Origin of the sequence: Methylocystis suflitae, from assembly GCF_024448135.1 — a bacterium.
In the GTDB taxonomy this organism is placed as follows: domain Bacteria; phylum Pseudomonadota; class Alphaproteobacteria; order Rhizobiales; family Beijerinckiaceae; genus Methylocystis; species Methylocystis suflitae.
In genome coordinates this window covers 1-25,630 of the sequence record NZ_JAMRYX010000236.1, presented here as the reverse complement: position 1 = coordinate 25,630, position 25,630 = coordinate 1, and the positions used below count along the sequence as shown (strand labels likewise).

Here is a 25,630-nt window from a genome sequence, read left to right as displayed (position 1 = left end):
GCTCAGCGATGAAGCGAACGGCAAGCACGGAGGGCCACGGTAAATGGAAGCGACCACGCCGCCACACCTCCTTCATCCTGCTTCCCGCCCCTTACTACGATCATGAGCGCGTCGTCCGCGAGTGGCCCCTGCAGCCTGAGCGCCTCTTCGGCGGGAGCGGCCATCCAAAGGTCAATCTCCTTGCGCGTCGTCAAAATGACGGGCATTGCCTTCGGGTGGATTACGCCGACTGCCTTGTTCGGCTCAGTGGTGAGAAACGCGAAGAGTTCATCGGTTGTCTCGCCTGCCTTTACCTTGCACACAGAGGTCCCGCCTGCCTTTACCCCGACCCTTTTCCGCATGCGCATGTCGTGACAACGACTACATACAAATCCCTGCACGGCGCGCGCGGCGGCCTCGCGCTCTGGAACGATGAAGCGCTGAGCGACAGGATCAACCACGGAATCTTCCCGGCGTGCAGGGATCAGTGATGCTGCATGGCGTTCACCGGCAAGGCCGCCTGCCTCGGCGGGGCGCTACGCCCAGAGTTCAAAGTCTACAATGAGGCAATCGTGGAGAACGCGCAGGCTCTGGCGGTGACGCTCAGCGACGGCGGGCTTCGCATCGTCACCGGTGGAACCGACACCAGCCTGATGCTGATGGAGCTTGCTTGAGCGCGCGGGCCTCGCCGTCAACAAAAACCTGATCCCTTTCGATCCGCGCCCTCCAGAAGCGACTTCGGGTTTGCGCCTTTCCAGCAACGGGGGGGGGGACGCGCGGCTTTGGGGTTTCGGAATTCCTAATGATCGCGCAATGGATAGCCCGCATCCTGCAAGTTCCAACTGACGCGCTGACGATCGCGACTCTTCGTGAAGAGGTTCGGGCGCTCTGTAGGAGGCACCCTATCTACTGAGCCTCAAGAAGCCCTTTTTAAGTAGAATGGAGGCGCGGCCATGGCGGCGATGAGTCCCGAAGAGATCATCCTTGAGACGTCGGCGGCGGATTTTCGACTTCCCGCCACGGACGGCCGAACCTGCTCGCTCGACGATATCGCCGGCGAAAATGGAACAGTGATCGTCTTCATCTGCAATCACTGCCCTTACGTCAAAGCCGTGATCGACCGGCTTGTCGGCGACGCCCGCGTGCTCATGAAAGAAGGGATCGGCTTTGCGGCCATCTGCGCGAACGACGCCGAGATTTATCCCGAGGACTCCTTCGACAAGATGAAGGAATTCGCGAAGACGCACGATTTCCCCTTTCCCTATCTTCACGACGAAACACAATCCGTCGCGCGAGCCTATGGCGCGGTCTGCACGCCCGATTTCTTTGGCTACGATCGAGATCGCAAACTCAAATATCGAGGTCGTCTCGATGCGGGACGCACGTTTCCGCCTCCGGCCGGAGCGAGGCGAGAACTCGTCGAGGCGATGCGCGCGATCGCCGCCAGGGGAGCGGCCCCGCCCGACCAAATTCCCTCGATCGGCTGTTCGATTAAATGGAAATCGACGCTCGGCTGAGCGCACCAAGCAGACTTGAGATAGCGCCTGCCCTAAACAGGCGGCGAAATAGCGCCGAGCGGTAGGCGCGATTTGAGGACGGGCGCAACATGACCCTCCTCGTTGTATGAGGCCGATCCATGCAATCACCTGCTCCTGTTGAGCAACACGCTGTTCGGATTTGTGGGCGCGTCATGGCGCCTTTGGCCACGACCTAAATTCCTCCGAGCCGAGTCGTTGCTGTTCGAACGCGTTTTCAACGTCGTGCAGTTTTGTGATACTTGCCACAACCCCCGCAACCTCCGCATCGTCAAGCGGGGGGCGACATCGCATGCGGTTCCAGGCGAGCAATAATTCGAGCGCGACGTCGGGGTCGACATTGTGCCAGAGCAAATGGCCGGTCAGCGAGGCAATCGTCGAGTTGCGTTGACCCTCCGCCACCCCTTCTTTCACGAGATGCCGCCAATCGGAAAGCGAACGTCCGACGCGCAGCCCCTGCATTGGCGCGATCAGCCAGCGCGACAGAGGCGCCAGCGCGATCTCGTCGGGGTTGCGTCCCGGAGCCCATTCGTAAAAAGCGCCGCTCGGGTGAATGGACGGCGGGGCGACGATGTAACCGCCGTCGCCGCGCAAATCGATTCCCTGCGCCAAGCCAGCGCGATTCCTGACGAGGCCTCCCGGGTGAGCGAAATAGAGGTGACGGCCGCCGCCGCCACTTGTCGCTTCCACCGTCGCGGGAACCGGACCGTATGTGCGCTCCAATCGTTCGAGCGCCGCGTCGCTTCCGTGCTTCGGATCGACATCGAGGACAATCAGATTTGAAATCTCGCCGCTGACGACTCCGATATTGGCGTCCGGCCATCGCCGGAACCATTCGGCGACGTCCTCCCTCGAAGGTCGTCGGATCTGCAGATGCGCCCAAGGGGATGAGCGGTCGCTTATCGCGCGGCCGCAGCGGCAAAATCGACCAGCCGTGAGCCAGGTAACGCTTGGCTGCTTCGGCCCTCGCAGCCTGTTCGGCCATCGCCTCCGCCTCACCCGAGCCGCCGGAAGAGCTCTCGCTCGTCCCTTTACGGGCTTCTTCCCTTTAAAGGACTTACGGGAGGCTTCGGAAATAGGTCAAGCGCTGGCGACGCTAATGCAAAGCTCCAAGTGCATATATGTTACATAAAGACGGGCGCGGTCAGGGAGCCCGCCAGCAAGACTCCAACCGAGCACCTGATAAGGGCACGGCAATCGACGCGGCGACGGATGGCGCAAATCTCGTCTGACAAGCAAACCAGGGTCCCCACCGCCATTGAATTGGCGAGTCGGCAGCGCGAAATTTCCGTTTCAGAGTTCTTCCTCAAGAACCGTCACCTGCTTGGATTCGACACGCCCGCCAAGGCCTTGGTCACCGCCGTTAAAGAGGCCGTGGATAACGCCCTCGACGCTTGCGAGGAGGCGGGGGTGTTGCCCGAAATTGTTGTGCACGTGCGCGATCGTTTGGGGAAAGCGCGAGTCGTGGTCGAGGATAACGGCCCTGGCATTGTCGAGAGCCAAATCGCGCGCATCTTTGGCAAACTGCTTTACGGATCGAAATTCCACAAACTGAGCCAGTCGCGCGGTCAACAGGGAATGGGAATCTCGGCCGCGGGAATGTATGGGCAGCTGACCGTGGGTAAGCCGCTGCACATCATCAGCCGCACCGAAGGCGATGAACTGGCTTCGGAGCTTTACGTATCGATCGATACGGCCAATAACCGGCCGGACATCCATAAGAAGAGACGCGTCGAGTGGGACTGCCCGCACGGAACGCGGGTCGAGATGGAGATGGAGGGCCACCATCAAACGGGGCCGCATTCGGTTGAAGTCTATTTGAAGCAGACGGCCATCGCCAATCCGCATGTGTCGATCACATACGTTGACCCCCATGGGAAAGAAACCCAATTTCTTCGCTGCGCCGATACCCTTCCCCCTCGACCAAAAGAAATCAAACCGCATCCGCACAGCGTCGAGCTTGGTCGGCTCATCCAAATGTTGAGCAACACAACGAGTCGGTCCTTAATGCGGTTTCTCGTCGATGAGTTTTCATGCGTGGGTAAAAAGACGGCGATCGAGATTATCAAGCGCGCCGGCAAGCCGCTGACCGATCGCTCTTACCCAGCTCACATCGCCCACGCGCAGGCCGCGGCATTGCATCGCGCCATCCAAAAAACACGCGTCTTGGCCCCGCGGACGGACTGCATTGTCCCAATCGGCGAACCGCAACTTCTCGAAGGCTTACGCAAGGAATTGGCGGCGGATTTTTACACAACTGCCACGCGGCCCGCCGCAGCCTATCGCGGCAACCCGTTCCAAGTGGAAGTCGGAATGGCGTTTGGCCGTCCCGGCGAGCCCGACATTGAAGTCGACGCCGGCGGCCATATGCGACGCAAACAAAAAGCGCAACATGCCAGCACGGTCGAACAGCTGATCGCGCCAAAGGACGAGCCTGTTCGTCTTTTGCGTTTTGCGAATCGGACGCCGCTCCTCTACCAGCAGTCAAGTTGCGCCATCACCAAGGCCGTAATTCAGACGAACTGGCGGACCTATGGCCTCCACCAGACCAAGGGGTCGTTGCCGATTGCGCCAATGGCGATCTTGGTCCACGTCGCCTCGGTTTGGATTCCTTACACTTCCGAGTCCAAGGAAGCGATCGAGCCCTATCCGGAAATTCTCAAGGAGATCAAATTAGGGCTGCAACAATGTGCGCGTCGACTCGCGCATTACCTGCGCCGCGAGCTTCACCTTCGTCAGGAATATGACAGACGGGCCCACATTGAAAGGTATCTGCCGCATATTGGCGCCGCCCTGCAGGACATTTTGGCGCTGAGCGACGATGAACGGGATTCTACCGTGAACATGCTTGATGACGTCCTCCACACGAGCCGCACGACCCGAAGGTCAAAACCATGAAGAACGCCAGCTCCGTCAAGACGCCCAGCGATCAGGATAAAGAAACGATCACCTTGATTGAATCGATCGCGCGCGAGGTCCGCAAAGACATCGACACTGGAGTCTTGCCTAGCATCAAGCTCCCCGCCCGCGGCCTCGACAATGTGACCTATGATGAAATGAAAGGCTATTTGGAGCTGTGCGGCGCACACAAGCTGCGCACGTTGACGGTGAACACCGCCCGATCTTTCGCGCAAACGCTACGCCTGATGGCGACTTCCCGCGCCATGGTCGAGAGCAATGATTTCGCCACGAAGCGCGAAGCCTATTACATCAGCAAGAACTGGGGGGACTGCCGATTCGACGAACAAGCCGAGTCTGACGCCATTATGGACGACATCGAAGCCATGGCGTCGATGCATGGCCTTTCACGCGAGCAATTACGCTTCTACCCCGAGTCGCATGGCGGCTCAGTCGCCGGCCGGCTCACCGTCATCGACAAAGATTCCGCGACTGGACGATCCATTGAGATCGACTGCGCCAATCTCGGGAGCGGCGCCTATAGTATTCCGCGTTCGGCCGAGCACTTGAGCTTCAGGACTGATGCGCGTTTCGTGCTCGCCATTGAAACCGGCGGCATGTTTCAACGCCTCAACAATCACCGTTTCTGGGAAACCGCGAAATGCATCATCGTTGAAATGGGCGGCGTGCCGACCCGCGCGACTCGGCGGTTCATTCGCCTTCTTTCCGACACGCAGGATTTGCCTGTCTACTGCTTTGTGGACTGCGACCCTTATGGGTTCACCAATATTTACCGCACGCTCAAGGTAGGTTCAGGCAACGCCGCTCACGTCAATCGCTTCCTGTGTGTGCCGCAGGCGCGCTTCTTAGGCGTCACGCCCCAAGACATTCTCGACTTTGGCCTTGAGGACGCGACCCACCCCCTTACAGCGACCGACGTTAAACGCGCGCGAGACGCGCTGCAAAACGACCCGTTCATCAAGGCTAATCCTGCGTGGATCGCCGCCGTCGAGCAATTGCTTAAGATGGGGGTACGCGCCGAGCAGCAAGCGCTGGCCAAATGGGGCCTCAATTACGTTATCGACCAATATCTGCCGCGGAAGCTCGCCGACGAGAGCGCTTTTCTGCCGTGAGACCGGACGCAGTTAGATAAAGAAGCATTGCGACGTGGCGCATTTGCGCTGATTGGGCGCGGGTCGCCCCGCGAGGGCGGTTGAGAAGAACCCGTGACGGCGTCCAGAAGAATGGCTGGTCGGGTTGTCGTCGCGCGCGAGGCTGAGGGCTAACCTCAGCGCCAGCCATGAAGCTAAAATGCTATCGCGCTCGTCGCGCCAGGGCAAGCCCGGGCCCTGGCTCGCGCTCCGTTTGGCGATGCGAAAGGTCCTCCCCTCGCAACCACCTTGCAATAGGTCCAAATCAGGATTCAGGAAGGAGAACATCGGTGACCCCGAAGAAAATCCCGATCATCGCATGCGGGATTGCAAATCGGCAGTCATGAAATCGGTAAGCGGTGAAATCTCCTACGGCAGCAATTCCCGGCGAAGGGCAAGGGCGACGGCGTGAGGCAACGTTGATGCGCCGAGCTTCCGCCGACCATTATCGAGATGAAACTTCACCACGCGCGGCGTAACGCGCAAAATCGTCGCCATCTCTTGCATCGTCTTTCCCAACGACGCCCATCCGAGGCATTGCCGTTCTCTAAACGTTAGCACGACGTTGTCACCATCGAGCTCCAACGGATCCGACATTCTGGCTTTTACGTGAGCATGGTAACTGACGCCCATCATCTGCAGCAGATCTTTTGAGTTCTCCGTGAGACGATCGAGCGCGGGACTGTGGTCGTCGGCCGCAAACGTGAAGGCGCCGAAGCGGCCGTAGCCTGCAGCAATAGGGACGGTCACTCCTGCTCTGATGTTGAAACTAAGCGCTTCATCGAGGAAATGATGTTCTTTCATTGATCGCGTCGCTGCCATGTCACTCGCATCCCACGGAAATGCCGGACCAATAATGCGCGCCTGACGGAGGACGGGATCAATGTTTTGATATTGTTCGTCGTAATAGCGATCCACCCAGTTCTTTGGATACGACGTGACGAGAGTGAGGTCGCCATTACCTCCTTCGAAATAGGCGAACCATTCAAACCCTAGCGCACACGCAGCGCGCTCTCCGACGCGTTGGAATTCCTCCCTCGTGTTCGCAATGTACACGGCGTCGATGAACTCATGGAATGCTCTTTTAGCCTTTTTCATTTGGCCTCCAACCGCACACAAATGCTAGATTTTTTGCCCCTCGAGAGACGAGCGAGATAGATACCAGGCCATCTATTGTCCTGATGGGGCGACTTTTGGGCGGGAGCTGAGCATTTACCCACAGCCGCCCTGTCTAAAGTGGCAGGTTCCATACAGAGTCCTCCTGCTGCATTGCTCGCGCGCCTCAACTCCGCAGCTGGAGACGATTCGGAAATGAAACTGATCGCGCTCGCGTCCTTGCTAGATCCTCACACTTATAAGTGGACGCTTGCGATGCACGCTCGTCGAGCGCGCAGTCGCGAAATGGCAGCTCATCGCCTGATTTGAAAAAGCCAAATGCTCCGCAATCTCGACTGACGCTTTCAAAGAGGACCCCGGACATGGATCCTGCCACTTTCGCTGCTCTCCTTGAACGTTGCGCGCCGGGAGCGGCCATCAAGCCGTTGACGGCGATCGTGCGCCAAACGAGCGCTTTCGAACCGCTCTTGATCACGATCGACGGAAGGAAGCCGATCTCCGTTCAGGCGACCAGTCTCGAGGAAGGCGTTCAACTGGCGAGCGAAGCGACAGTCGCCGGACAAAACGTGCGAATCGGTCTCGCTCAACTCGGTCCCGAAGAAAGGAAACAGGCTGGACTGACGATTTCTGCAAGCTTCGACGCTTGCAAGCATGTCGCCGGCCTTCACGCATTGTACCAAGCGCGACTCGAGGCAGCGCGCACAAGGGTGGGCGATCCCGAAAAAGCCGCGGCGTCCGTCGTCGCGAGTCTTGTCGAAAAAGAATTGCGCGCGGCCCCTGAGATTGCGGCGCGTCCACAGGCAGGCCCGCACGTAGGCGGATCCGCAGCGGAACGTTCCTCGGCGAACATTTCGCCCGTCGAGCAGCGTCCAACAACTCTCGACGTGTATCGCTCCGGCCGCGGCGCTTCGCTTTTTGTCTATGAGCGCTGAATGAGCGCCCTCTCGTTTCGTTCGGTTTAACAACACGCGACCCATTCGCCGCGAGCCCAATCGGGAGTCTCTAATGTCTTCTTTTCGCAAATCCTCCGCGCTTCTCTGCATGGGCCTCATTATCAGCATCGGCCTCGTCGAGCCGGCATTCGCGCAATCAGCAAACATCGAGGGCGTGCTGCAAAACATCGTTACCCTGCTGACCGGCAATGTCGCGCGTCTCTTGGCGACTCTTGCCGTGATCATTGTCGGCGTCGCCTGGATGTTCGGCCACCTCGATTTGCGCAAGGCTGCTTACGTGGTGCTCGGCGTCGCCATCGTCTTCGGCGCCTCAGAAGTGGTGTCGACGCTGACTGGCGGTCATTGATGATGGAGCCGCTCCGCCTGAGCGAGGACACGTTGTTTCTCGCCTGCACGCGCCCGGCGATGATCGCAGGGGTCACCATGGAGGCTATGGCCTTCAATATGATTTTCTCCTGCATCCTCTTCCTCGCCGCCGGGAGCATCCTTTACGGCCTCGTCGCGCTCCCGATCCACGGCGTTAATCGGATCATCTGCCGGCATGATCCCAACATGTTCCGCATTCTTCTTGCCTGGCTCGAGACGCGTGGGCGGATGCGCAATGCATTGTTCTGGGGCGGCTCATCCTGCACGCCGCTGCGGCTCGTGAAGCCCTATCGAGCGAAGGACTTCGCTCATGCGTAAGGCGGTGATCAAAGCGCGCGAGCTCGAACCCGACGTCTATCTGCCGTTCGTGCGGCACGTGAACCAGACGGTTATCAGCCTCTCGACGCGCGCATTGATCACGGTTATCCGCCTCGACGGGGTTTCGTTTGAGACCGCCGCGACCGCTGATCTCAACGATCTCCACGCCAAGCTCAATCTGACGCTGCGCAATCTCGCCGACGAACAGCTGGCGCTGTGGACGCATCTCGTGCGTCGGCGCTCGATGGATTACCCCGAAGGGCAATTCCGTTCGCCCTTCGCCGCGGCGCTAGACGCCTGTTATCGCGAACGGCTGCAAAGCGAACGGCTCTTTCGTAACGATCTTTACCTCACGCTCGTCTGGCATCCAGGACGCGCTACAACTGACGCCGCCGCCGACTTCTTCAAACGGCTCGGCCGCGCGGTTCGCATCGCAGCCGAAGTCGACACTGAGGCCTTGAAGCGGCTCGGCGACGCCGCGCGCGACATCGTGGCGGCGCTCGAACGCTATGGAGCCCGCCCTTTGGGATTAGTGGCGCGTAAGGCGCTCGTCTTTTCCGAGCCGATGGAGTTCCTCCACGCGCTCGCCTCCGGCGAATGGCTGCCAACGCCCTTGCCGCAGGGGCCGATCGGGTCGGCGCTCTATACGAACCGGGTCATTTTCGGGCGCGAAGCCCTCGAAATCCGCCGCAGCGGCGATTCGCGCTTCGCCGGCATGTTCGGGATCAAGGAATATCCGGCTTCAACCAAGCCCGGGCTCCTGAATGGCCTGCTCTCCCTTCCGTTCGAACTCGTCCTGACGCAATCCTTCGCCTTCCTGTCAAAGGCCGACGCCAAGACGGTGCTGACGCGTAAGCAGAACCAGCTGGTTTCTGCGCGCGATCCCGCGGCCTCGCAAATCGAAGAATTGAGCGACGCCCTCGACGATCTCGAATCGAACCGCTTCGCGCTCGGCGATCATCATCTTTCGGCGCTCGTCTACGCTGAGACGCCGCGGCAGCTTGGGGATCACATGAGCCTGGCGCGGCGGGCGCTCGCCGACGCGGGCGCGGTCGCAGCGCGCGAAGATTTGGGGTTAGAGGCGGCCTATTGGGCGCAGCTCCCCGGCCTTTTCAAATACCGCGCCCGGTCCGGCGCCATCACCTCACGCAATTTCGCGGCGTTCTCCCCCTTCCACACCTATCCAACCGGCAAGCCGGATGGAAACCATTGGGGATCGGCGGTCGCCATGCTCGAGATCGCCTCCGGCTCGCCCTATTATTTTTCCTTCCATCACGGCGACCTCGGCAACACTTTCATCTGCGGCCCCTCAGGATCGGGCAAGACGGTTGTGCAGAATTTTCTGCTGGCGCAGGCCGAGCGGCTGGGGGCTTCTTACGTCTTCTTCGACAAGGATCGTGGCGCCGAGATTTTCGTGCGCGCCGCTGGCGGAACGTATCTGACGCTGCGCAACGGCGTTCCGACCGGCTGCGCGCCGCTCAAAGCCTTGGAGCTGACGCCGGCCAATCTTTCTTTCCTCGGCCAGTTGATCCGCAAGCTGGTCACGCCCGAAAACCGGCCGCTGACGGTCGCCGAAGAAGAGCGGATCGATTCGGGGTTGCGGGCTCTTGCCCGCCTGCGGCCGCAAGAGCGCTCGCTCGGCGCGTTGCGGGCGTTTCTCGGCCAGCAGGATCCGGAAGGCGTCGGCGCAAGGTTGGAGCGCTGGCAGCGGGGCGGCGCGCTCGGCTGGGTGCTCGACGGCGATGAGGACGAGATCGGCCTCAATTCCCGTGCCATCGGGTTCGACATGACCGAGCTTCTCGATCATCCGACCGTGCGGACGCCGCTGATGATGTATCTCTTCCATCGCGTCGAGCGGCTCATCGACGGCCGCCGTCTCATCATCGACATCGACGAGTTCTGGAAAGCGCTCGGCGACGACGCCTTTCGCGATCTCGCCAACAACAAGCTGAAAACGATCCGCAAGCAGAACGGCGTTATGGTGTTCGGCACCCAGTCGCCGCGCGACGCCCTTGCTTCGCCCATCGCCCATACCATCGTCGAGCAATGCCCGACGCAAATTTTTCTCCCGAATTCGCGCGGGACGAAAGCCGACTATGTCGACGGCTTCCATCTGACTGACGCCGAGTTTCGCCTGGTCAGAGAGGAGCTCGCCCCCGAGAGTCGGCGCTTCCTCGTCAAGCAGGGGCACAATTCCGTGGTGGCGAAGCTCGATTTGACCGGCTTCGACGACGAGCTCGCCGTGCTCTCTGGCCGCACCGAAACCGTCGAACTCCTCGACCGCATCCGCGGAGAGGTCGGCGATGATCCAACTCGCTGGCTACCGATCTTCCACGCTGAGCGAAAGAAGACCCGATGAAGTTTGCTCCCCCTCGGATCAGCGCGGCCATTCTGGCCGCCCTGCTTTCCACCTTGCCCGCCGCCGCCCAGGTCGTGTTCGACCCGAGCGTGTTTGCGCGCCAGCTCGACCAGCTGATCGAAATGAAGAAACAGGTCGATACGCTGACTTCGCAGCTCCAGGTGGCGCGCGATCAGTTGAGCGAAGCCAAACGTCTCTATGACAGCGTCAATAAGCTCACGAACGCCAACGACATTGGGGCGCTGCTCAACACCCCGCAGTTTCGCAAAGTTCTGCCGCAACAATTCTCGGAGATCGAGAAACTCGTCGCGGGGCAAGGAAACGGCAGTTTCGCGAGCACAATCGATTCCTATCTCTCACAAAACCGGGCCTACGCCGGCAATGGCGCGAACTCATACTATCAGAGCGAGCTCGACCGCATTGCTCGCGAGACCGGCGCCAAGCATTCGCTCGGCCAAGCTGTTTATGACACAGCTTCGCAAAGGATCGACGCTCTCGAAGAGCTGCGCAGGCGCATCAGTTCGGCGAGCGATGCGAAAGAAGTGCTCGATCTGTCGGCGCGCCTCCAGGCCGAGCAGGCGCTGCTGCAAAACGACGTGCTCCGCATGCAGGGCCTCGCCATGATCCAGCAGGCGCGCGGCGACATGGATGCGCAGAGAGAGCGGGAAAAGCAGCGACAGATTGTCGACGAAATGAAGGCGGCGCTAAAATGAAGCGATCGGCGCTCCTTCTCCTCGCAACGCTCATCGGCGTCGGACTCGCTGGCTGCGGCGAAGGCAATAAACGCGCCAAAGACGCGCCGCCTCGGCCCGCATCAAGGCAAGATTCTCCGAAGCCAGCGAAAACGGTCTCGTGGTTCATCGAGCGTCGCGACGAGCTGCAGGCGACGCTCAAGGCCTGCCGCAATAATCCCGGCGCGCTCGGCAAGACGCCCGATTGCATCAATGCGAACGCCGCGCGCGACAAGATCACCGTGCAAGAGATGAAAGACGCTTTGAAATAGGATTCGCCCGCATGGCCGTGAACGTCTTCGACAGTTTCCTGCACGAGTTCGAGCAGCCGCTCACGAATTTCGTGTCGACGTCGGCGGGCAATCTCGCCGCTTACGTTAACGGCCCCTTGCGCGTCGCGGTCATGCTCTATGTGATCCTCTACGGCTTTGCCGTGATGCGCGGCGTGATCGCCGAGCCGATCCTCGATTTCGCGTGGCGAGCGATGCGCATCGTCGTCGTCGTCTTGCTCGCAACGAACTCCTCGGCCTTCCAGCAATATGTCACCGGCCTCTTCTTCGACTCTCTTCCCAAGGAAATCGGCAACGCCATTGCGGGCTCCGGGCTCAACGTCAATTCCGGCGCGCCGTTTGATCAATTGCTCTCGAAGGGCATCGACATCGCCAACAAAATCTACGACCAGGCGGGCTTGACCAATATCGCGCCGGCGCTGATCGCCGCCATTCTCCTGGTCTTCGTTGCGATCGGCTCGTTTCTGCAATTCGCCGTCCTGCTCTACGCCAAGATCGGTCTCGCGATTGTCATCGCGCTCGGCCCCCTCTTCATTGCGCTCGCTCTCTTCGACGCCACGCGCCCATTCGCGGAAAGCTGGCTGCGCCAGGTCGCCAATTTTCTGATCCTGCTGGTGCTCGTCATCGCCCTCGTCGGACTGATGCTGTCGGCCGTCAGCGGCTTCATCGACAAATTCTCCAACAGCGCCACGACGCTCGGCGAGGCGCTGGTCGGCGCAGTCGCCATCAGCACCCTGCTTGGCCTCTCTGGCCACATTGCCCTGCATCTACCCTCGATCGCCAGCGGGCTCGCCGGCGGCGGCGCTTCGCTCGCGAGTCGGCTGGTGACGCGAACGCTCGTCGCCAACGCGGCGGCCGCAGCGGCTGGGGCCTATGCCGGGGCGCGCTGGTCGGCGAACCGCAGCCTCGCGGCGATGAAGGTGCGCAGGCAAGGCGGCAGCATTCAACGGGCCTGATCGAAGCAACCCGAGCCAACGATGGGGCGGCGGCGGCCGCGCCGGACGATATGGGATTAATGAGAATGCGGCGATTAATCATTATGTGTGTGATGGCGTGGCCGCTCGGCGGCTGTGCGACTTTTTCCAGCGCGCCGCCGACGTGCGATGGATTCGCGCGGCGTCCCCTCAACCGCTCTCTGTGGGATTGGGAGGGCGCGCCGCAGGCTCTTGGCTCGGTTCCCTCATCGGCGATCCGCGCGGCCGAGACCGACCGACCGAATGCCACAACTGCGCTGAATCGCGCGGCGCCGGCGCCTTCCATCGCAAGCGACAAGCCCAACGCGAGCCGCCTCAATGACGTCGCCTCTTATCGCTCATGCGGCAAGGAGGGCTGACGATGGTTCGCCCCGACGAACTGCAAGCCTATTTCAAGAATGCGCGCCACTGGGAGCAGGACCTGTTGCTCTCGGCGCAGCGCTCGAAGCGGATCGCTCAGGTTATCGCCGCTGGCGCCTGCGGCTTGGCGGTCGTCTCCGTGGGTGCGGTGGCGGCGCTCGCCCCGTTGAAGACGGTCGAACCCTTCGTGATCCGCGTCGACAATTCGACGGGGATCGTCGAGACCGTCGCCGCGCTGAAACAAACGCCGGCGCGCTACGACGAAGCCGTCACCAAATATTTCCTGGCGCGTTATGTGCGCGCCCGCGAGGGCTACAGCGCCGCGGAGGCGGAGACGAATTTCCGCACGATCTCCCTGCTCTCCGCCCCGGCCGAACAGACGCGTTTCGCCGCCTGGTATCGCGGCTCCAATCCCGAGAGCCCGCAGGTTCTGCATGGCCGCTTCGGCGTCGCCAATGTGCGCATCAAAGCAATCTCGCTTTTGAGCGATAACGTCGCCTCCGTCCGCTATCTTGCTGAGAGCCGCAAAGGCGAAGAGACGCGCATCGCCCATTGGATCGCGACGCTCACCTTTTCCTATGTCAACGCGCCGATCTCCTCGAGCGACCGCCTCATCAACCCACTCGGCTTTCTCGTTTCTGAATACCGCGCCGATCCGGAGGCCCTGCCGTGATCCGCAATCTCCTCCTCATCCTACTGACGCTCGCCTGCGCCGGATTGCCGAGCACGCCGGCGATCGCCCTGCAGCAGCCCTCCGCCGGCCCGCGCGACGCGCGCGTGAGGATGGTGACCTATGACCCGGCCAATGTCGTCAAGATCAACGGCGTCATTCGCGCCTCAACGCAGATTGTTTTTTCCGACGACGAAGAGATCGCACATGTGGCGATCGGCGACTCCGTCGCCTGGGAGGTCGCGCCCGCTGGATCGATCCTGTTCCTCAAGCCGCGCGAGAAGCATTCGCCGACCAATCTACAGGTCGTGACCACGCGGGCCAACGGCCGCAAGCGCTCCTACCAATTCGAGCTGTCGATCGCGGAAAGCTCGCTTGCGGAGGGCTATTTCGTCGTGGGCTTCGCCTATCCCGGCGACGAGATCGAGCGCCGCCGTATAGAGGCGGCGGCTCGGGGGGCCGGGCGCGAAGGGGCTCTGATCGAAGACGCTTTCGCCGTCTCTCGCGCTCATGGGGCGCGCAACTGGCGCTTCTCGGCGCAAGGATCAATCGATCTCGAGCCCGAAGCGGTATTCGACGACGGCAAGGAGACGACCTTCCGCTTTGCGGGAAATCGCGAAGTGCCGGCGATTTACCTCATCGCCTCGGATGGCTCCGAGACGCTTGCGCCAAAGGACGTGCGCGGCGAGCTCGTCACCGTCCATGCGACAGCGCTGGAGTTTCGGTTGCGCAAAGGCGGCGACGTTCTCTGCATCTACAACGAAGCCTTCGATCCGGTCGGCGTCAACCCCGACACGAATACGATGAGTCCTAATGTCGCTCGGCTGCCGAAAGCCCCGACCAGACGGCGATGAAAGGTGAGAAATGACTCAAGCTCAGACCGACGCCCTCCCCGGTGAACGCGGCATTACTCCGGTAGCGGGCTCGAATGAAGCCAGCCGGCGAGCGACGCTCCAGCGCGGGCTCGGGGCCGTGGCGCTGACCGCCTTCGCGGCGCTGATCATCTGGGGAACATGGAAGGGCGAAAGGAAAGCAAATGACCCCGCGCCCAACAAACTCCTGATCCGCCAGGCGGCGGCCTTCGAACCGGCGCGGGAGCCGCCGACGCCGAAGGGGCCGGACGTCACGGGCGCCATTCCGCGCTCCGCCCCTGCGGCGCTGACGCCCTCGCCGACCGATCAGTTGATGGAGAGCGCACGGCGCGCGCCGGTGCTGGCGTACAACCGGCCGCTCCAGGCGCGGGCGACTCACAATCCGCTTACAAACGAGTTGGGGTCCCACCGCAACGGAATCGGGGAGCCGCCGCCGCAAAACGAGCTTTTGGACAAATTACAGCCGACCCCCCTCGAAGGCGTGCGCGCCTCGCGGCTTCCCAACCGCAATCTTCTCGTCGCGCAGGGCACCGCCATTCCTTGCGTTCTCGAAACCGCCATGTCGTCGGACGTTCCCGGCTTCGTTTCCTGCGTCGTCTCACGCGACGTGATGTCGGATTCGGGCAATGTCGTATTGATGGAAAAGGGGACGCAGATCGTCGGCGAATATCGCGCCAATGTCCGGCGCGGCTCGCACCGCCTGTTTGTGCTGTGGACGCGGGCAAAAACCCCTACGGGCGTGATCGTCGCGCTCGCCTCACCCGCAACCGACGCGCTCGGCCGCGCCGGATTCGATGGCGAGATCGATACGCATTTCTGGCAGCGTTTCGGCGGCGCGCTCTTATTGTCGATCGTCGGCGACGCCGCCGCAATCGGTCGCCAGCAGCTACAAACGAGCGACATTCAGATCGTCAACGCGCCCGGCGCCGCCAATACCGCCGCGGCCGTCGCCGTCCAGCACTCGATCGACATTCCGCCGACGCTGAACAAGAACCAAGGCGAACTCGTCAATGTGTTCGTCGCGCGCGACCTCGATTTCTCCTCCGTCTATCGGCTTCGCCGCATCGAGACGCGTACCCAGATATTCGATCCTCCTCCGGCGCCCATCGCGGACCATGTCATGGTGACCAAGCCGTGAGATCCGCCGGAACCGGCGATCGCGGCGGCGCGCGCCTTGTCCTCGAGCGCTATCTCGAGCCGTTGGCGCCCTATCTCTCGGACGAAAGCCTGACAGAGATCGTCGTCAATCGCCCGGGCGAAGTCTTCATCGAAGGTCCTAGCGGCTGGGCGCGGCATGAGGCGTCGTCGCTGACGCAAGAGCACCTTCTGCATCTCGCGACCGCAGCGGCCGGCTTCACCAAACAGGATGTCAGCGCCGAGCGCCCGATCGTGTCGACCACCCTCATCGCCGACGAACGCTGCCAGATCGTCGTCCCGCCCGCCGTCTCCACCGGCACACTCAGTCTGACGATCCGCAAGCCCGCGGCCCTGACGATGACTCTTCACAACCTCGAAGAGGCGAAGCTCTTCGACGATGTGCGCGCGGCAAGCGACGAGCTTTCCGCCGACGAACATCGCCTGCTCGCCTTGAAGGAAGCGGGCAAATGGCGCGAATTCCTGGAGTTCGCGGTGCTGACCCGCCGCAACATCCTCATTTCGGGAGCGACGGGCTCCGGTAAGACGACGCTCTCGAAGGCGTTGATCGCGGCGATCCCCGAGGACGAACGGCTGATCACCATCGAAGACGCCGCCGAGCTCGTCATCCCGCACCCGAACTGCGTGCGATTGCTCTACTCAAAAGATGGCCAAGGCCTCGCCAAGGTCGGACCCCGCGAACTCCTGGAATCTTGTTTGCGCATGCGCCCCGACCGCATTCTGTTGCAGGAGCTGCGCGACGGCACGGCCTTCTTCTATCTCCGCAACGTGAATTCCGGGCATCCGGGATCGATCACCACGGTGCACGCGGACAGCGCCCGTCTCGCCTTCGAGCAACTGACCCTCCTCGTGAAAGAGAGCGCGGAAGGCCGCGATCTCCATCGCGACGACATCCGCTCGCTGCTTCTCCTGCTTGTCGACATCGTCGTGCAAATGCAAAAGCGCGACGGCCGTTACCGCATCACGGAAATCTATTATGATCCCCTTCGCAAACGCGAGCACGCCCGTTAGGGCGGCGCTCTTTGCGGCGCTCGTCGCCGGCGCCGTGGCGCTCTTCCTCTTCGTCGCCTCGAACGTGTTGCTGCTCGGGCTTCGCGCGCACGACGGCGGTTTCCATCTTATAGAGATCGTCAGCAGCTGGGCGCATTATGGCGCCGACAAACGCCTCGAACGTTGGCTGACGCTTTCAACTCTCGCCGGCCTCGTCGTCTCCTTCGGCGCACTCGGCGCGATTTTACGGCCCCGTCCTCTGCCCTTGCACGGGAAAGCAAAATTCGCCAGCGCGCGCGAGATCGCCGAGGCGGGCTTGCGAGCGCGGCAAGGCCTGTTGCTCGGACGCAAGGACGATTCTCTCCTCTGCTTCGGGGGCTCGGAGCATGTTCTCGTCTACGCCCCGACCCGCACCGGCAAGGGCGTCGGCTACGTCATTCCCAATCTCCTCAACTGGTCGGATTCGGTCGTGGTTCTCGACGTAAAAAAGGAGAATTGGGATAAATCGGCGAGCTTTCGCGCCGCGCACGGGCAGGAAGTCCATCTCTTCGATCCCCTCGACGAGAGCGGCCGCACCGCCCGTTACAATCCTCTCTCTTATGTGCGCAGCGAGCCGGCGGATCTCTATGACGATCTGCAACGCATCGCCGTCATGCTGTTTCCCTCTGAGAGCCGCGGCGATCCCTTCTGGTTCGAAGCCGCCCGCTCAGCTTTCGTAGCGATCGGCGGCTATGTCGCCGAAACGCCCGGGCTACCCTTCACCATTGGCGAAATCCTGCGCCAGCTCTCTTCTACCCATGATCTGAAGAAGCATTTCGACAAGATCATAGCGGCGCGCAAATCCGGCCCATCGCCCCTCTCGCGCCATTGCGTGACCGCGCTCAACGATTTTTTGGCCGCTTCTGAGAACACCTTGAACTCTGTGCGCAAGACGGTGACGGCGCGTTTGGGCCTCTGGCTCAACCCCCGCATCGACGCGGCGACGGCGGAGAACGACTTCGACCTACGGCTTTTGCGGCAGCGGCCGATGTCGATCTATCTCGGGGTGACGCCCGATAATCTCGACCGCTTAAGTCCGCTCCTCAATCTGTTCTTCCAGCAGACGATCGATCTCCATACCCGCGAATTGCCGGAGCAGAACCAAAAGCTCAGTCGCAAGCTGCTGTTGCTCTTGGACGAGTTCGCCGCGCTCGGCAACGTCAATGTGCTCGCGAAATCCGTGGCCTTTCTCGCCGGCTTCAACGTGCGTCTCCTCACGGTCATTCAGAGCCCGGCGCAGCTGCGAGCGATCTATGGGCCGGACCTCGCCAAGAACATCATGACGAACCACGCCATCGAGGTGGTGTTCGCCCCGAAGGAACAGGACGTCGCGAACGAGCTGTCGGAGCGCATCGGCTATGACACCGTGAAGGCATCGAGCCGCAGCGGGCCACGGGGATTGGCGAGGCGGGCGACGAGCGAAACCGTCTCAGAGCAGCGCCGCGCTTTAATGCTGCCCCAGGAATTGAAGCTGCTGCCGAAATCCAAGGCGATCCTGTTGATGGCCGGCGTTCCGCCGATCATCGCCGACAAGATCGTCTATTACAAGGATAAGGCCTTTCTCGAACGCGTGCTGCCGGCGCCGGTCCGCGAACTGCCGAAGGGCCGCTCCACGGCCCTCATCGACGCCGAAATCAGGGAGCTTCGCTCCGAGGTGGCGGAACTGCGCGCCGTCTTCCAGACGCGGCCGTTAAGCGATGACGAAATCGCCGATCCGTCGACCATTCCGACTGACGCCACTTTTGATTTCGGGGACGTCGACGTCGATCTCGAAGGGCTATCTGAGGAGGAAATGAAGGCCTGGACTCTGAACTATGTTGACAGCCAAGCGATCGAGCCGGCGCGACGGTCGGGCCGCACGTCGAGAGGGGAGCGACATGAGCGACGCGGCTGACGCACAAGGCGACTTTACAATCGAGCGCGTCGCTGAAGCTGGCGACGATGGCAAGAGCGACGAGCCGCAGGCGGCGCGCGACTCTGAAAAGCGCGATCCCATCCTCGAGGCCGTTAACGACGCGCCGCCTCCCGAAACGTCAGCGCCGACGACGGATAACGATTATAGTTTCCCGGATCGCGTCCGTCGTAAATATTACGTGGTCGCCGACCAGCAGGCGAAAGAAGGCGTGGCCCTAAAAGCGCGCGTCTATGCCGACGAACGCGGCGAATATCTCGCCTTCAAGGCCACGGACGACCGACTCACGACGCGGTTCGCCTCCGCGCAAGTGATCCACGACATGATCGCGGTCGCGGAACACCGAAACTGGCAGGCCATCCATCTTCGCGGCTCGGCGGAATTCCGGCGCGAGGCCTGGTTAGAGGCAAGCGCGCGTGGAATGGAAGTCAAGGGCTATGAGCCGACCGACATCGACCGGCGGGCCTTGGCAAGCAGGCGCGAGGCGCGGGAGCGCGCAAATCGGCGCCTGCCGGAATTGTGGAACCGTTCGAACTTGAGCAAGGCGAAGCCCGGCGATCGATTCGAAACGCGCAGGAACGGCGCCGACCGAGCCCCGAACAACGTCACAGCGATCGACTCCTCCCCTGGCAAGCTGAGCGCCGATCGGCGGCCGGTTCCGCAGGGCCATTGGCGGGCGCGGGCGGAAAAATTCCGCGCCGCCGATCGTGAGGCGGCGGCGCGAGACGCGGACCTCGTCGCCGCGCAATCGCAGCTCGCGATCATCGAAAAAGCTCTCGAACGCGCCTTCCCGCGCGACCCGCAAGCGCGTGAAAAAATCCTTGATGCGGCGAGACAGCGCATCGCTCAGCACCTCGAACAGGGGCGCTCCTTCGAACGGGCGATGGTCAAGGAGCGAGTATCGGAACACAACAGGTCGCGAACCGACAGGGGCGAGGCCCGGCGGAGCCCTGAAGAGTGCCGGGAAAGGACCCATCAGCGGGAACGCTGATACGCGCCACGCCCGATTATCTTATTCTTTCGATTTTAGAGAAACGCGCTTCGCCCCACGCGCCGGCTGCAAGCGTTCAATCAGCTCGGCCGGGCGGACCCGCAAGGCGAATGCGAGGTCGATGAATTCGATGACATCGAGCCGCCGCTCGCCGCCTTCCACTTTCGCGATGAACGATTGCGGTTTTCGAAGTCTCGCCGCAACCTGCGCCTGGGTTAGCCCGCGCCCCTGTCGCGCCTGAACCAGCAAAGCCAAGAGCTGGCGCTGGCGAGGCGATCGAAGCGTTTTGGACATCGATGCGGACGGGGCTCGAAGAAAGCGAGCCCGTCCGATAATCCGGTTTTGGAATTATCCCATTTTGGGATATTCGGCTTAAACAGATGCACGGTTCGAAGCCGTTAAAAGTTTCTTCAGCCGAACTACTCTAATGATCGAACCATTGGCCTGGGACGAGAGCATGAGCGAGAGGGCTGATCTCGAGAAGAAAGCCGTCGAGGCGCTGCAGCGCTATCGCGAGGCATATGCCAGGGCCGAGGCGCTGGAACAGGAGGAGGCGGCCGCGCGCCAGGAAGTTTTCAGGCGGCCCAACCGCTTGGAAATCGCGAAGGCCAAGGGCGGGACGGCGCGCGTAAAACCTGAGGTCATCGCAGCGGACCAGGAAGCCATTTCCAGGCTGAGTGAAATCCGCACCGCCCTGAGCGAAGCGACCGCGACACTCGATTCGGCTTTCCGGGCCCTCGCCGCCTTGGATGAGAAGTTGGGCTACATCCCTGGTGTGAGCGCCGCGAATCCTGATGGGAGCGACATCGGAAGCAGCGCCGAAGAAAACGGCGAGCTACCCTGACCCACGGCTTGCGGCTGGCCCGCCATGCGGTTGGCCAGCCCAACAGGCGATTTGAGACCGGCGGCGTTGTGATTTAACGGAGGACGCGGCTCATCTGACAGGCGGCGTCCTCGATCGCCGGGAAGTGACAGAACAGGGGCAGGCGGCGATTTCCAAATTGAACGAGACGCGCCTTGCCCTCAGCAATGCGACGGCGGAACTCGACACCGCCTATCATGCCCTCGTCGCTCTTGAGGGCGGGACTTGAATTTCTGAGTGGAGTGACGGCCCTCGATTAAGCCAGCAGTCTCAAGAGGTAGATTCGCGGAGCCGGTTAGTTAGGCCGCCTTCGGCCCGTTTATGGTCTCGATCCGATCGAGAGTCTTGCCGAGATTGCGCACCGCGACTTGCACATCATAATCGGTCTGCAGATTGAGCCAAAGCTGCGCCGTCGTATCGAGCGCCTTGGCAAGCCTCAGCGCAGTGTCCGCCGTAATGCCGGTCTGCTCGTTGGCGATCCGCTCAATTCGCGTGCGCGGCAAGCCGCATACCTTAGCAAGAGCGCCCGCCGACATTTCGAGCGGAATGAGGAACTCTTCCCGCAAAACCTCACCAGGATGCATTGGCTTGAGCTTCTTGGTCACCGTCTCGTTCTCTTCTAGTGGTAGTCCACGATCTCGACTTCCGCCGGGCCTTCGGCCGTCCAAACAAAGCATAGCCGGAATTGGTCGTTGATGCGGATCGAGTGTTGCCCTTTCCGATCGCCCACAAGCGCTTCAAGCCGGTTGCCCGGCGGCGCCCTCAAGTCTCCGAGATCGCCCGCGGCGTTGAGGTAGCGCAGTTTCCGGCGCGCCGCCTTGATCAAGTCGGCCGGAAAGCCCTTCGGACTCTCGCCGTTGAAGAGGGCTTCAGTCGTCTTGTTCCGGAAGCTCCTGATCACGAACCGTATGTATCATAGAATGATACAGGCGTCAAGCTACACCGTATCAACCAGTGATACGGCCTCAATTCGAGGCCGTTCGAACTGATCCAGCTCCCTGCCGGCAAGCAGCAGCTTATTTTTCTCGATCGCCATCACGCAGCTTATCGTGCCCTCCAGAATCCTCTTTGCGCTCAGCACCCCTTTGGCGTTGGCGATTTTTGACGAAATCTGCGAGCTCGCGCCTCAAAGCATGCCGCCTTGTTTCGATTGTTGGCATGTCGCGGACGAATTCACGCATCTGTCTCGCTAACGCCTTATCGGACGACGAGCCGGCGGCCTCCAATTCCTCGGCGAACCGCAGATAGGTCTGACGGATCGCCTTCTGCCGCGACTGAATTTTCTCCTCCCAGGGACGCGCCCCTGACTTCCCGTCCCGGGCGGCGCGCAAGACCTCTTCTCGCGCACGGCGATCGACAAGGGGGGAAATGCCTCGCTTGCGAAGCGCCAGCACCGCGCCGCGGTCGGCTTTGCGCACCTTGCCCCGCGCGCGCCGTGGCGTCGCCTCGGCCTCAATTCCCCGCAATCGCAACTCGCCGGCGAAACGCTCGCGCCAGATCTGCAAATCTGCTTTGCGCGGATTGAGGCGTCTGCCGTTGTAGCCGAGAGAACGCACTGTTAGATGTATGTGCGGATGCTTGTCTTCCAGATGCTGCACGAACACGAAATCGTGATTTTCGCCGAAGGTCTCGATGGCGAAGGCCCGGGCCGCGTCCTTGACGGCGGCGGCATCGGTCCCGGCCGGCATAGATAGAATGACGTTGACCGAAAGCGATCCATCGCGGCGCCGCCTGTTATCGAGAGCCGCGTCGTCCGCCCATCGACTTTGCAGGTCCTTCAACCCTACGCGCCCCACCAACAGCGCGCCCTGTTCCGTCTCGCCGGCGAGCTCGCCGTTGCGGGTAATGTATTCGAAATGCGACTTGAGATGCTCAACACTCTTGGTGCGACCGGTGATTTTCACCATCACTTCCGGCGCTCGTTTGACGATGCGCTCCAACTTGGCGCGCATCGCCGGGGTCAGCCGTCCGGATCGCGCGCCATCAGGAATATCCCATTCCGCCGGCCGCGGACGCCGAATGGGCGTTTGCCAGACATAAGAGATCGGGGGCAGTTCCGCGAACAGGTCCGCCTCGCGCGGCGAGCGACGCCGGCTCATCCGCCTGCTCTCCAGTAATCGGCATTGTCCCCAAATATTCTGCGCAGCTCCGTGAGCGCGCTTTCGACAACAGCTTTCGCTTCACGGATTTCAGACAGACCTACTTCGGATGCCCTGCCGTGTTGAACGCCGGCGTTCGCCGCGCGCACAATCTGGTTGACGTTCGCGCCGATGCGATTGAGCTCGCGCAGGATGGCGCGCAGCGCTTCACGTTCGTCGGCAGAAGGCTGCACCGGTGATCCCAATCGCGCATGCACAAGGGCGACGATCCAGCCGGTCCGCGTCATGCCCCGCCGATGCGCGATCTCGGAGAGCTGGCGCATTTCGCTGTCGCGAAAGCGCAACGTGACCTTCTCAGGCCTGCCGATCGGCAATGGCGCGGCGCCTGGCACTCGCATGTCGAGCGCGTCAGTGATGAGGCGGCGTAGCAGCGCCGATTTGCCACCCTCGGTTACGGCGAGCGCTGCAAAGCGCGCCGCCACGTCGTCGGAAATGCGGAGCGAGATCAGCGCCATCGGCCGCTGACCCTGTCGCGATGTATTACATCGCTGGCGCAAAGCCTATCCTGCACTAGAATCGCTTCGCAATTCCTCCTACGAAAAGATCGTTTCTCATGAGCTATTGGGCAAGTGAAAGGCAAAACGTGCCGAGCCGAGATTGCGGACATTAACATGGCGCGATCTCTTCGATGCGCAGCTCGGAAACCGGAACTTCCTCTGTCTGACCGGTTTCGAAAAAGCGCACCGACGCGAATCGGGTCCCTTTGTTAGCAGGTCCATCAGTGAGCAAGTGGCCTGTGCGATCGCCGTGCTGCACCAGGATCGAAACAGCGGATTTGCTTCTGCGTTGCTCGTGTGGACTGCGCGCACGTGCGGAAGTTTGGTGGCGCTCGTTCTGAACAGACCACGGAATATTCGGTCTTGAGCTCTCGATGACTGGAGCGGTGCTCGGAATATCGCCGGACGCACTCAGAGCGGACGTGAACGACGGATCACGCAGCTCGTGCGCGATGCGCCGCGCTTGAGCATCGGTGAAGCTTTCCTGTGTCGAGCAGACCTGTTCGATCGCTTCGGGTTGCGCGCGCCAAGCCTGGTAGAGCTCATAGACGGCGCGAATGGAGCAGGTGTGGAGCTTCCCTTGAAGAAAGCCCGGCATTTTCGGAATGGCGGCGAAACGTGAAACCCAGTCCCTCGGCTTGCCGAGCTTGCGGGCGATATCAGCCTGCTTCTCCCCTGCTTCGAGTCTCGCCACGATGAAATTAGCGATTTCAGCGGTGGCAAGATCGTCACGCTGAATGTTTTCGATGATCTGCGCATAGCGATCGGGCGCACATCCCTCTTGGACGATGGCGGGCGCTGAGTCGAGGCCGGCAATTCGCGCTGCCCGATATCGGCGCGCGCCCATTATGATCAAGTAACGCCCCGAGATCTCGCCAGGTCGGACGACGATGGGCTGCAGTATGCCCACGAGCCGGATCGAGTCCGCGAGCTGGGCAAGTTCATCTTCATTGAAAGCGCGCCGTGGCTGATCGCGATCTTCGTCGATCTGGGATAGCGGAATGAGCAGAGGACGGCCATTCATGTCCACGTTCTGCGCCGCGACCTCGGCGAGGTCTTTGAAGCTGAGGTCTAAAGCCATCGATCCCCCTCCTCAGCCGGCGCGTTCGACGATGTTGGCCAACACGGCCCGAATCTCGCGGCCAGCTTCCTGCGCCGAACGCCGCTTCAACGACCACACCGGCGCTCGCTCGGCGACCGCCTCCGCGTAGCCGTCGCGCGCCACGACGTGTCCGGGGAAGACATATTTGCCCGCGTCCCGAAGCAGTTGCTCGAGATGCGCCCGCTGACGTGGCGACTTGCTGTTAAAGAGAGATGGCAATAGGCCGAGAAACATCGCATCGGACCGTCCATATCGTTTTTGGACGCCAACGAAGGTTTGCAGCAGTCCCTTCACGCCCTTGACCGAGTAGTCCTCGAGATAGATGGGAGAGAGCACATGAGTGGCGGCGACAAGCGCCGCTACGCTGCGCAGCCCGAGAGAAGGTGGCGTGTCGATGACGCATATGTCGAAATGCTCGTTCGCCGCGGCGAGGTTCTGTCGCAGCGTCGGGATTGCAGCCGCGTTGCCACGATCGACGTCAGTCAAGGAGGTGTCGGCTGGAGCGAGGGTTAGGCCTTCGATTCCGCTGGGCGCAATCGGCGTCGCAGGCCGGAATAATTCCGCTGCGGAGGCGTTCCCTGCATGGCGGGCGAGAGTGTCCGTCGCGTTCGCTTGAGCATCTAGGTCGAGGATCAAGACGCGGCGACCGGCTTCTGCCAGATACCAGGCCAGATGCACCGCGAGCGTCGTCTTGCCGACGCCACCCTTCTGGTTATTGATCACGATCGTCTTCATGCGGCTGGTCGCCTTCAAAATGGACGCCGATTGAGGCTGCGGTCGGCTGCGGCCGTAATCGTGGTTTGCACCACGGCGCCGACTTGCTGCGACCAATGACGCGACTCGCGATCGGAGTCGCCCTGTCACAATGGACAGGGTGAGGAAGCCAGGGTCGATGACGCCTCGTTTGCGCGATGAGTGCGGCAACCACGTTTTCTGGGGATTCACCGGGGTGGGCAATTTGTCCGGAGATAGTGATCGGCGTGGTTAGCAGCGCGCCGCGCGACGAACTTCACTGGCCCTTGAACGTGGTGCAAACCACCGATCCGATATTGCTGCTTCACGCCGGGCGCCAGCGAAACGCTTCGTTGCCGCCTGGTCGAAGCGGTGGTGCAAACCACGGTGTTCTCGAAAGCCTCGGTTCGCCCTTTCTACGGGCATGCGCGTGAATAGCCGTAACGAGCGCGGCAGGCGCGCCGACAACATGGCGCGCTTCTGTTACGGCGCCGGATGCAGAGAGAGAGCGGCGGCCACTGCCTGAGACATCAGTCGCCGCAATACTCTCCGTCCATAAGGCGCCACACCAAAACAAAAAAAAGCTGCCAGCGATCCGCTGGCATCGTTTAAATCCGAA

26 protein-coding genes and 2 pseudogenes are annotated in these 25,630 nt (G+C 61.5%); 18 read left to right on the top strand and 10 right to left on the bottom strand.

Annotated elements, in window-relative coordinates; translation table 11 throughout:
• Positions 1 to 2: 2 nt before the first annotated feature.
• Positions 3 to 311 (bottom strand): annotated as a pseudogene (locus tag NEI07_RS18105) (hypothetical protein); the annotation flags it as partial.
• Here NEI07_RS18105 and NEI07_RS19790 point away from each other — a divergent pair.
• Positions 216 to 653, top strand: a pseudogene (locus NEI07_RS19790) (hypothetical protein). The pseudogenes NEI07_RS18105 and NEI07_RS19790 sit on opposite strands and share 96 nt — an antisense overlap.
• A 279-nt stretch (positions 654 to 932) precedes the next feature.
• A complete protein-coding gene (locus NEI07_RS18095) occupies positions 933 to 1,496 on the top strand; it encodes a thioredoxin family protein (RefSeq protein ID WP_256036543.1) in 564 nt (187 codons plus the stop codon).
• A 171-nt stretch (positions 1,497 to 1,667) separates the two neighbouring features.
• On the opposite strand, the gene NEI07_RS18090 is transcribed toward NEI07_RS18095, so the two are convergent.
• On the bottom strand, positions 1,668 to 2,513 hold the full coding sequence (locus NEI07_RS18090; RefSeq protein WP_256036541.1) for a bifunctional DNA primase/polymerase: 846 nt from the start codon (positions 2,511 to 2,513) through the stop codon (positions 1,668 to 1,670).
• Positions 2,514 to 2,726: 213 nt separating this feature from the next.
• Here NEI07_RS18090 and NEI07_RS18085 point away from each other — a divergent pair, with 213 nt between their 5' ends.
• Both NEI07_RS18085 and NEI07_RS18080 read left to right on the top strand, forming a co-directional pair.
• Positions 2,727 to 4,412 (top strand): DNA topoisomerase VI subunit B, encoded by a 1,686-nt coding sequence (locus NEI07_RS18085; protein ID WP_256036540.1) that lies wholly within the window; start codon positions 2,727 to 2,729, stop codon positions 4,410 to 4,412.
• The gene (locus NEI07_RS18080) at positions 4,409 to 5,545 is read left to right on the top strand and encodes a DNA topoisomerase IV subunit A (protein ID WP_256036538.1); all 1,137 of its coding nucleotides are present in this window, start codon (positions 4,409 to 4,411) and stop codon (positions 5,543 to 5,545) included. Before NEI07_RS18085 ends, NEI07_RS18080 begins: the two co-directional genes overlap by 4 nt.
• Positions 5,546 to 5,932: 387 nt before the next feature.
• Here NEI07_RS18080 and NEI07_RS18075 read toward each other — a convergent pair whose 3' ends face one another.
• On the bottom strand, positions 5,933 to 6,661 hold the full coding sequence (locus NEI07_RS18075; protein ID WP_256036536.1) for a helix-turn-helix transcriptional regulator: 729 nt from the start codon (positions 6,659 to 6,661) through the stop codon (positions 5,933 to 5,935).
• A 380-nt stretch (positions 6,662 to 7,041) separates the two neighbouring features.
• Here NEI07_RS18075 and NEI07_RS18070 point away from each other — a divergent pair, with 380 nt between their 5' ends.
• From NEI07_RS18070 to NEI07_RS18010, 13 genes are all read left to right on the top strand, one after another.
• On the top strand, positions 7,042 to 7,611 hold the full coding sequence (locus NEI07_RS18070; RefSeq protein ID WP_256036534.1) for a lysozyme family protein: 570 nt from the start codon (positions 7,042 to 7,044) through the stop codon (positions 7,609 to 7,611).
• A gap of 73 nt (positions 7,612 to 7,684) precedes the next feature.
• A complete protein-coding gene (locus NEI07_RS18065) occupies positions 7,685 to 7,978 on the top strand; it encodes a TrbC/VirB2 family protein (RefSeq protein WP_256036532.1) in 294 nt (97 codons plus the stop codon).
• Entirely contained in the window at positions 7,978 to 8,316 is a 339-nt protein-coding gene (locus tag NEI07_RS18060; RefSeq protein ID WP_256036530.1) for a type IV secretion system protein VirB3, read from the top strand. The genes NEI07_RS18065 and NEI07_RS18060 overlap by 1 nt, the downstream gene beginning before the upstream one ends.
• The gene (locus NEI07_RS18055; protein ID WP_256036528.1) at positions 8,309 to 10,675 is read left to right on the top strand and encodes a VirB4 family type IV secretion/conjugal transfer ATPase; all 2,367 of its coding nucleotides are present in this window, start codon (positions 8,309 to 8,311) and stop codon (positions 10,673 to 10,675) included. Before NEI07_RS18060 ends, NEI07_RS18055 begins: the two co-directional genes overlap by 8 nt.
• Positions 10,672 to 11,388, top strand: a complete 717-nt coding sequence (gene virB5 / locus NEI07_RS18050; protein WP_256036527.1) for a P-type DNA transfer protein VirB5 — start codon at positions 10,672 to 10,674, stop codon at positions 11,386 to 11,388. Before NEI07_RS18055 ends, virB5 begins: the two co-directional genes overlap by 4 nt.
• Complete coding sequence (locus NEI07_RS18045) at positions 11,385 to 11,678, top strand: EexN family lipoprotein (protein WP_256036526.1); 294 nt, start codon at positions 11,385 to 11,387, stop codon at positions 11,676 to 11,678. Before virB5 ends, NEI07_RS18045 begins: the two co-directional genes overlap by 4 nt.
• A gap of 11 nt (positions 11,679 to 11,689) precedes the next feature.
• Entirely contained in the window at positions 11,690 to 12,652 is a 963-nt protein-coding gene (locus NEI07_RS18040) for a type IV secretion system protein (RefSeq protein WP_256036525.1), read from the top strand.
• Between the two features lie 379 nt (positions 12,653 to 13,031).
• Positions 13,032 to 13,703: a virB8 family protein gene (locus NEI07_RS18035; protein ID WP_256036524.1), complete on the top strand. Its 672-nt coding sequence runs from the start codon at positions 13,032 to 13,034 to the stop codon at positions 13,701 to 13,703.
• Positions 13,700 to 14,554, top strand: a complete 855-nt coding sequence (locus NEI07_RS18030) for a TrbG/VirB9 family P-type conjugative transfer protein (RefSeq protein WP_407659939.1) — start codon at positions 13,700 to 13,702, stop codon at positions 14,552 to 14,554. The genes NEI07_RS18035 and NEI07_RS18030 overlap by 4 nt, the downstream gene beginning before the upstream one ends.
• 10 nt (positions 14,555 to 14,564) lie before the next feature.
• On the top strand, positions 14,565 to 15,710 hold the full coding sequence (gene virB10 / locus NEI07_RS18025; RefSeq protein ID WP_256036523.1) for a type IV secretion system protein VirB10: 1,146 nt from the start codon (positions 14,565 to 14,567) through the stop codon (positions 15,708 to 15,710).
• Positions 15,707 to 16,738, top strand: a complete 1,032-nt coding sequence (gene virB11, locus NEI07_RS18020) for a P-type DNA transfer ATPase VirB11 (protein WP_256036522.1) — start codon at positions 15,707 to 15,709, stop codon at positions 16,736 to 16,738. The genes virB10 and virB11 overlap by 4 nt, the downstream gene beginning before the upstream one ends.
• Positions 16,704 to 18,650 (top strand): type IV secretory system conjugative DNA transfer family protein, encoded by a 1,947-nt coding sequence (locus NEI07_RS18015; protein ID WP_256036521.1) that lies wholly within the window; start codon positions 16,704 to 16,706, stop codon positions 18,648 to 18,650. The genes virB11 and NEI07_RS18015 overlap by 35 nt, the downstream gene beginning before the upstream one ends.
• Entirely contained in the window at positions 18,634 to 19,659 is a 1,026-nt protein-coding gene (locus NEI07_RS18010) for an LPD7 domain-containing protein (protein WP_256036519.1), read from the top strand. Before NEI07_RS18015 ends, NEI07_RS18010 begins: the two co-directional genes overlap by 17 nt.
• Positions 19,660 to 19,680: 21 nt before the next feature.
• Here the strand turns inward: NEI07_RS18010 and NEI07_RS18005 are convergent, their stop codons facing one another.
• Positions 19,681 to 19,953 carry a helix-turn-helix domain-containing protein gene (locus tag NEI07_RS18005; RefSeq protein WP_256036517.1) on the bottom strand — a complete coding sequence of 91 codons (273 nt, stop codon included), beginning with the start codon at positions 19,951 to 19,953 and terminating at the stop codon, positions 19,681 to 19,683.
• Positions 19,954 to 20,086: 133 nt separating this feature from the next.
• On the opposite strand from NEI07_RS18005, the gene NEI07_RS18000 reads away from it, so the two are divergent.
• Entirely contained in the window at positions 20,087 to 20,503 is a 417-nt protein-coding gene (locus NEI07_RS18000; RefSeq protein ID WP_256036515.1) for a hypothetical protein, read from the top strand.
• A gap of 317 nt (positions 20,504 to 20,820) precedes the next feature.
• On the opposite strand, the gene NEI07_RS17995 is transcribed toward NEI07_RS18000, so the two are convergent.
• The 6 genes from NEI07_RS17995 to NEI07_RS17970 form a co-directional block, all read right to left on the bottom strand.
• Positions 20,821 to 21,126, bottom strand: a complete 306-nt coding sequence (locus NEI07_RS17995; protein ID WP_256036514.1) for a HigA family addiction module antitoxin — start codon at positions 21,124 to 21,126, stop codon at positions 20,821 to 20,823.
• A 14-nt stretch (positions 21,127 to 21,140) separates the two neighbouring features.
• The gene (locus tag NEI07_RS17990; protein WP_256036513.1) at positions 21,141 to 21,422 is read right to left on the bottom strand and encodes a type II toxin-antitoxin system RelE/ParE family toxin; all 282 of its coding nucleotides are present in this window, start codon (positions 21,420 to 21,422) and stop codon (positions 21,141 to 21,143) included.
• 115 nt (positions 21,423 to 21,537) lie between these two features.
• Complete coding sequence (locus NEI07_RS17985; protein ID WP_256036512.1) at positions 21,538 to 22,620, bottom strand: relaxase/mobilization nuclease domain-containing protein; 1,083 nt, start codon at positions 22,618 to 22,620, stop codon at positions 21,538 to 21,540.
• Positions 22,617 to 23,135 carry a MobC family plasmid mobilization relaxosome protein gene (locus NEI07_RS17980; protein ID WP_256036511.1) on the bottom strand — a complete coding sequence of 173 codons (519 nt, stop codon included), beginning with the start codon at positions 23,133 to 23,135 and terminating at the stop codon, positions 22,617 to 22,619. The genes NEI07_RS17985 and NEI07_RS17980 overlap by 4 nt, the downstream gene beginning before the upstream one ends.
• A 151-nt stretch (positions 23,136 to 23,286) precedes the next feature.
• Positions 23,287 to 24,201 (bottom strand): ParB/RepB/Spo0J family partition protein, encoded by a 915-nt coding sequence (locus NEI07_RS17975; RefSeq protein WP_256036635.1) that lies wholly within the window; start codon positions 24,199 to 24,201, stop codon positions 23,287 to 23,289.
• Between the two features lie 69 nt (positions 24,202 to 24,270).
• On the bottom strand, positions 24,271 to 25,014 hold the full coding sequence (locus tag NEI07_RS17970) for a ParA family protein (protein ID WP_256036510.1): 744 nt from the start codon (positions 25,012 to 25,014) through the stop codon (positions 24,271 to 24,273).
• Positions 25,015 to 25,630 lie beyond the last annotated feature (616 nt).

What these genes read in the sequence shown, in the direction of transcription:
- NEI07_RS17975 (WP_256036635.1), bottom strand. Translation starts at nt 24,201, where the DNA reads ATGAATGGCCGTCCTCTGCTCATTCCGCTATCCCAGATCGACGAAGAT.
- virB5 (WP_256036527.1), top strand. Translation starts at nt 10,672, where the DNA reads ATGAAGTTTGCTCCCCCTCGGATCAGCGCGGCCATTCTGGCCGCCCTG.
- NEI07_RS18035 (WP_256036524.1), top strand. Translation starts at nt 13,032, where the DNA reads ATGGTTCGCCCCGACGAACTGCAAGCCTATTTCAAGAATGCGCGCCAC.
- NEI07_RS17970 (WP_256036510.1), bottom strand. Translation starts at nt 25,014, where the DNA reads ATGAAGACGATCGTGATCAATAACCAGAAGGGTGGCGTCGGCAAGACG.
- NEI07_RS18095 (WP_256036543.1), top strand. Translation starts at nt 933, where the DNA reads ATGGCGGCGATGAGTCCCGAAGAGATCATCCTTGAGACGTCGGCGGCG.
- NEI07_RS17985 (WP_256036512.1), bottom strand. Translation starts at nt 22,620, where the DNA reads ATGAGCCGGCGTCGCTCGCCGCGCGAGGCGGACCTGTTCGCGGAACTG.
- NEI07_RS18005 (WP_256036517.1), bottom strand. Translation starts at nt 19,953, where the DNA reads ATGTCCAAAACGCTTCGATCGCCTCGCCAGCGCCAGCTCTTGGCTTTG.
- NEI07_RS17980 (WP_256036511.1), bottom strand. Translation starts at nt 23,135, where the DNA reads ATGGCGCTGATCTCGCTCCGCATTTCCGACGACGTGGCGGCGCGCTTT.
- NEI07_RS18060 (WP_256036530.1), top strand. Translation starts at nt 7,978, where the DNA reads ATGATGGAGCCGCTCCGCCTGAGCGAGGACACGTTGTTTCTCGCCTGC.
- NEI07_RS18075 (WP_256036536.1), bottom strand. Translation starts at nt 6,661, where the DNA reads ATGAAAAAGGCTAAAAGAGCATTCCATGAGTTCATCGACGCCGTGTAC.
- NEI07_RS18045 (WP_256036526.1), top strand. Translation starts at nt 11,385, where the DNA reads ATGAAGCGATCGGCGCTCCTTCTCCTCGCAACGCTCATCGGCGTCGGA.
- NEI07_RS18080 (WP_256036538.1), top strand. Translation starts at nt 4,409, where the DNA reads ATGAAGAACGCCAGCTCCGTCAAGACGCCCAGCGATCAGGATAAAGAA.
- NEI07_RS18065 (WP_256036532.1), top strand. Translation starts at nt 7,685, where the DNA reads ATGTCTTCTTTTCGCAAATCCTCCGCGCTTCTCTGCATGGGCCTCATT.
- NEI07_RS18000 (WP_256036515.1), top strand. Translation starts at nt 20,087, where the DNA reads ATGATCGAACCATTGGCCTGGGACGAGAGCATGAGCGAGAGGGCTGAT.
- NEI07_RS18015 (WP_256036521.1), top strand. Translation starts at nt 16,704, where the DNA reads ATGATCCCCTTCGCAAACGCGAGCACGCCCGTTAGGGCGGCGCTCTTT.
- virB10 (WP_256036523.1), top strand. Translation starts at nt 14,565, where the DNA reads ATGACTCAAGCTCAGACCGACGCCCTCCCCGGTGAACGCGGCATTACT.
- NEI07_RS18070 (WP_256036534.1), top strand. Translation starts at nt 7,042, where the DNA reads ATGGATCCTGCCACTTTCGCTGCTCTCCTTGAACGTTGCGCGCCGGGA.
- NEI07_RS18085 (WP_256036540.1), top strand. Translation starts at nt 2,727, where the DNA reads ATGGCGCAAATCTCGTCTGACAAGCAAACCAGGGTCCCCACCGCCATT.
- NEI07_RS18010 (WP_256036519.1), top strand. Translation starts at nt 18,634, where the DNA reads ATGAGCGACGCGGCTGACGCACAAGGCGACTTTACAATCGAGCGCGTC.
- NEI07_RS18040 (WP_256036525.1), top strand. Translation starts at nt 11,690, where the DNA reads ATGGCCGTGAACGTCTTCGACAGTTTCCTGCACGAGTTCGAGCAGCCG.
- NEI07_RS18055 (WP_256036528.1), top strand. Translation starts at nt 8,309, where the DNA reads ATGCGTAAGGCGGTGATCAAAGCGCGCGAGCTCGAACCCGACGTCTAT.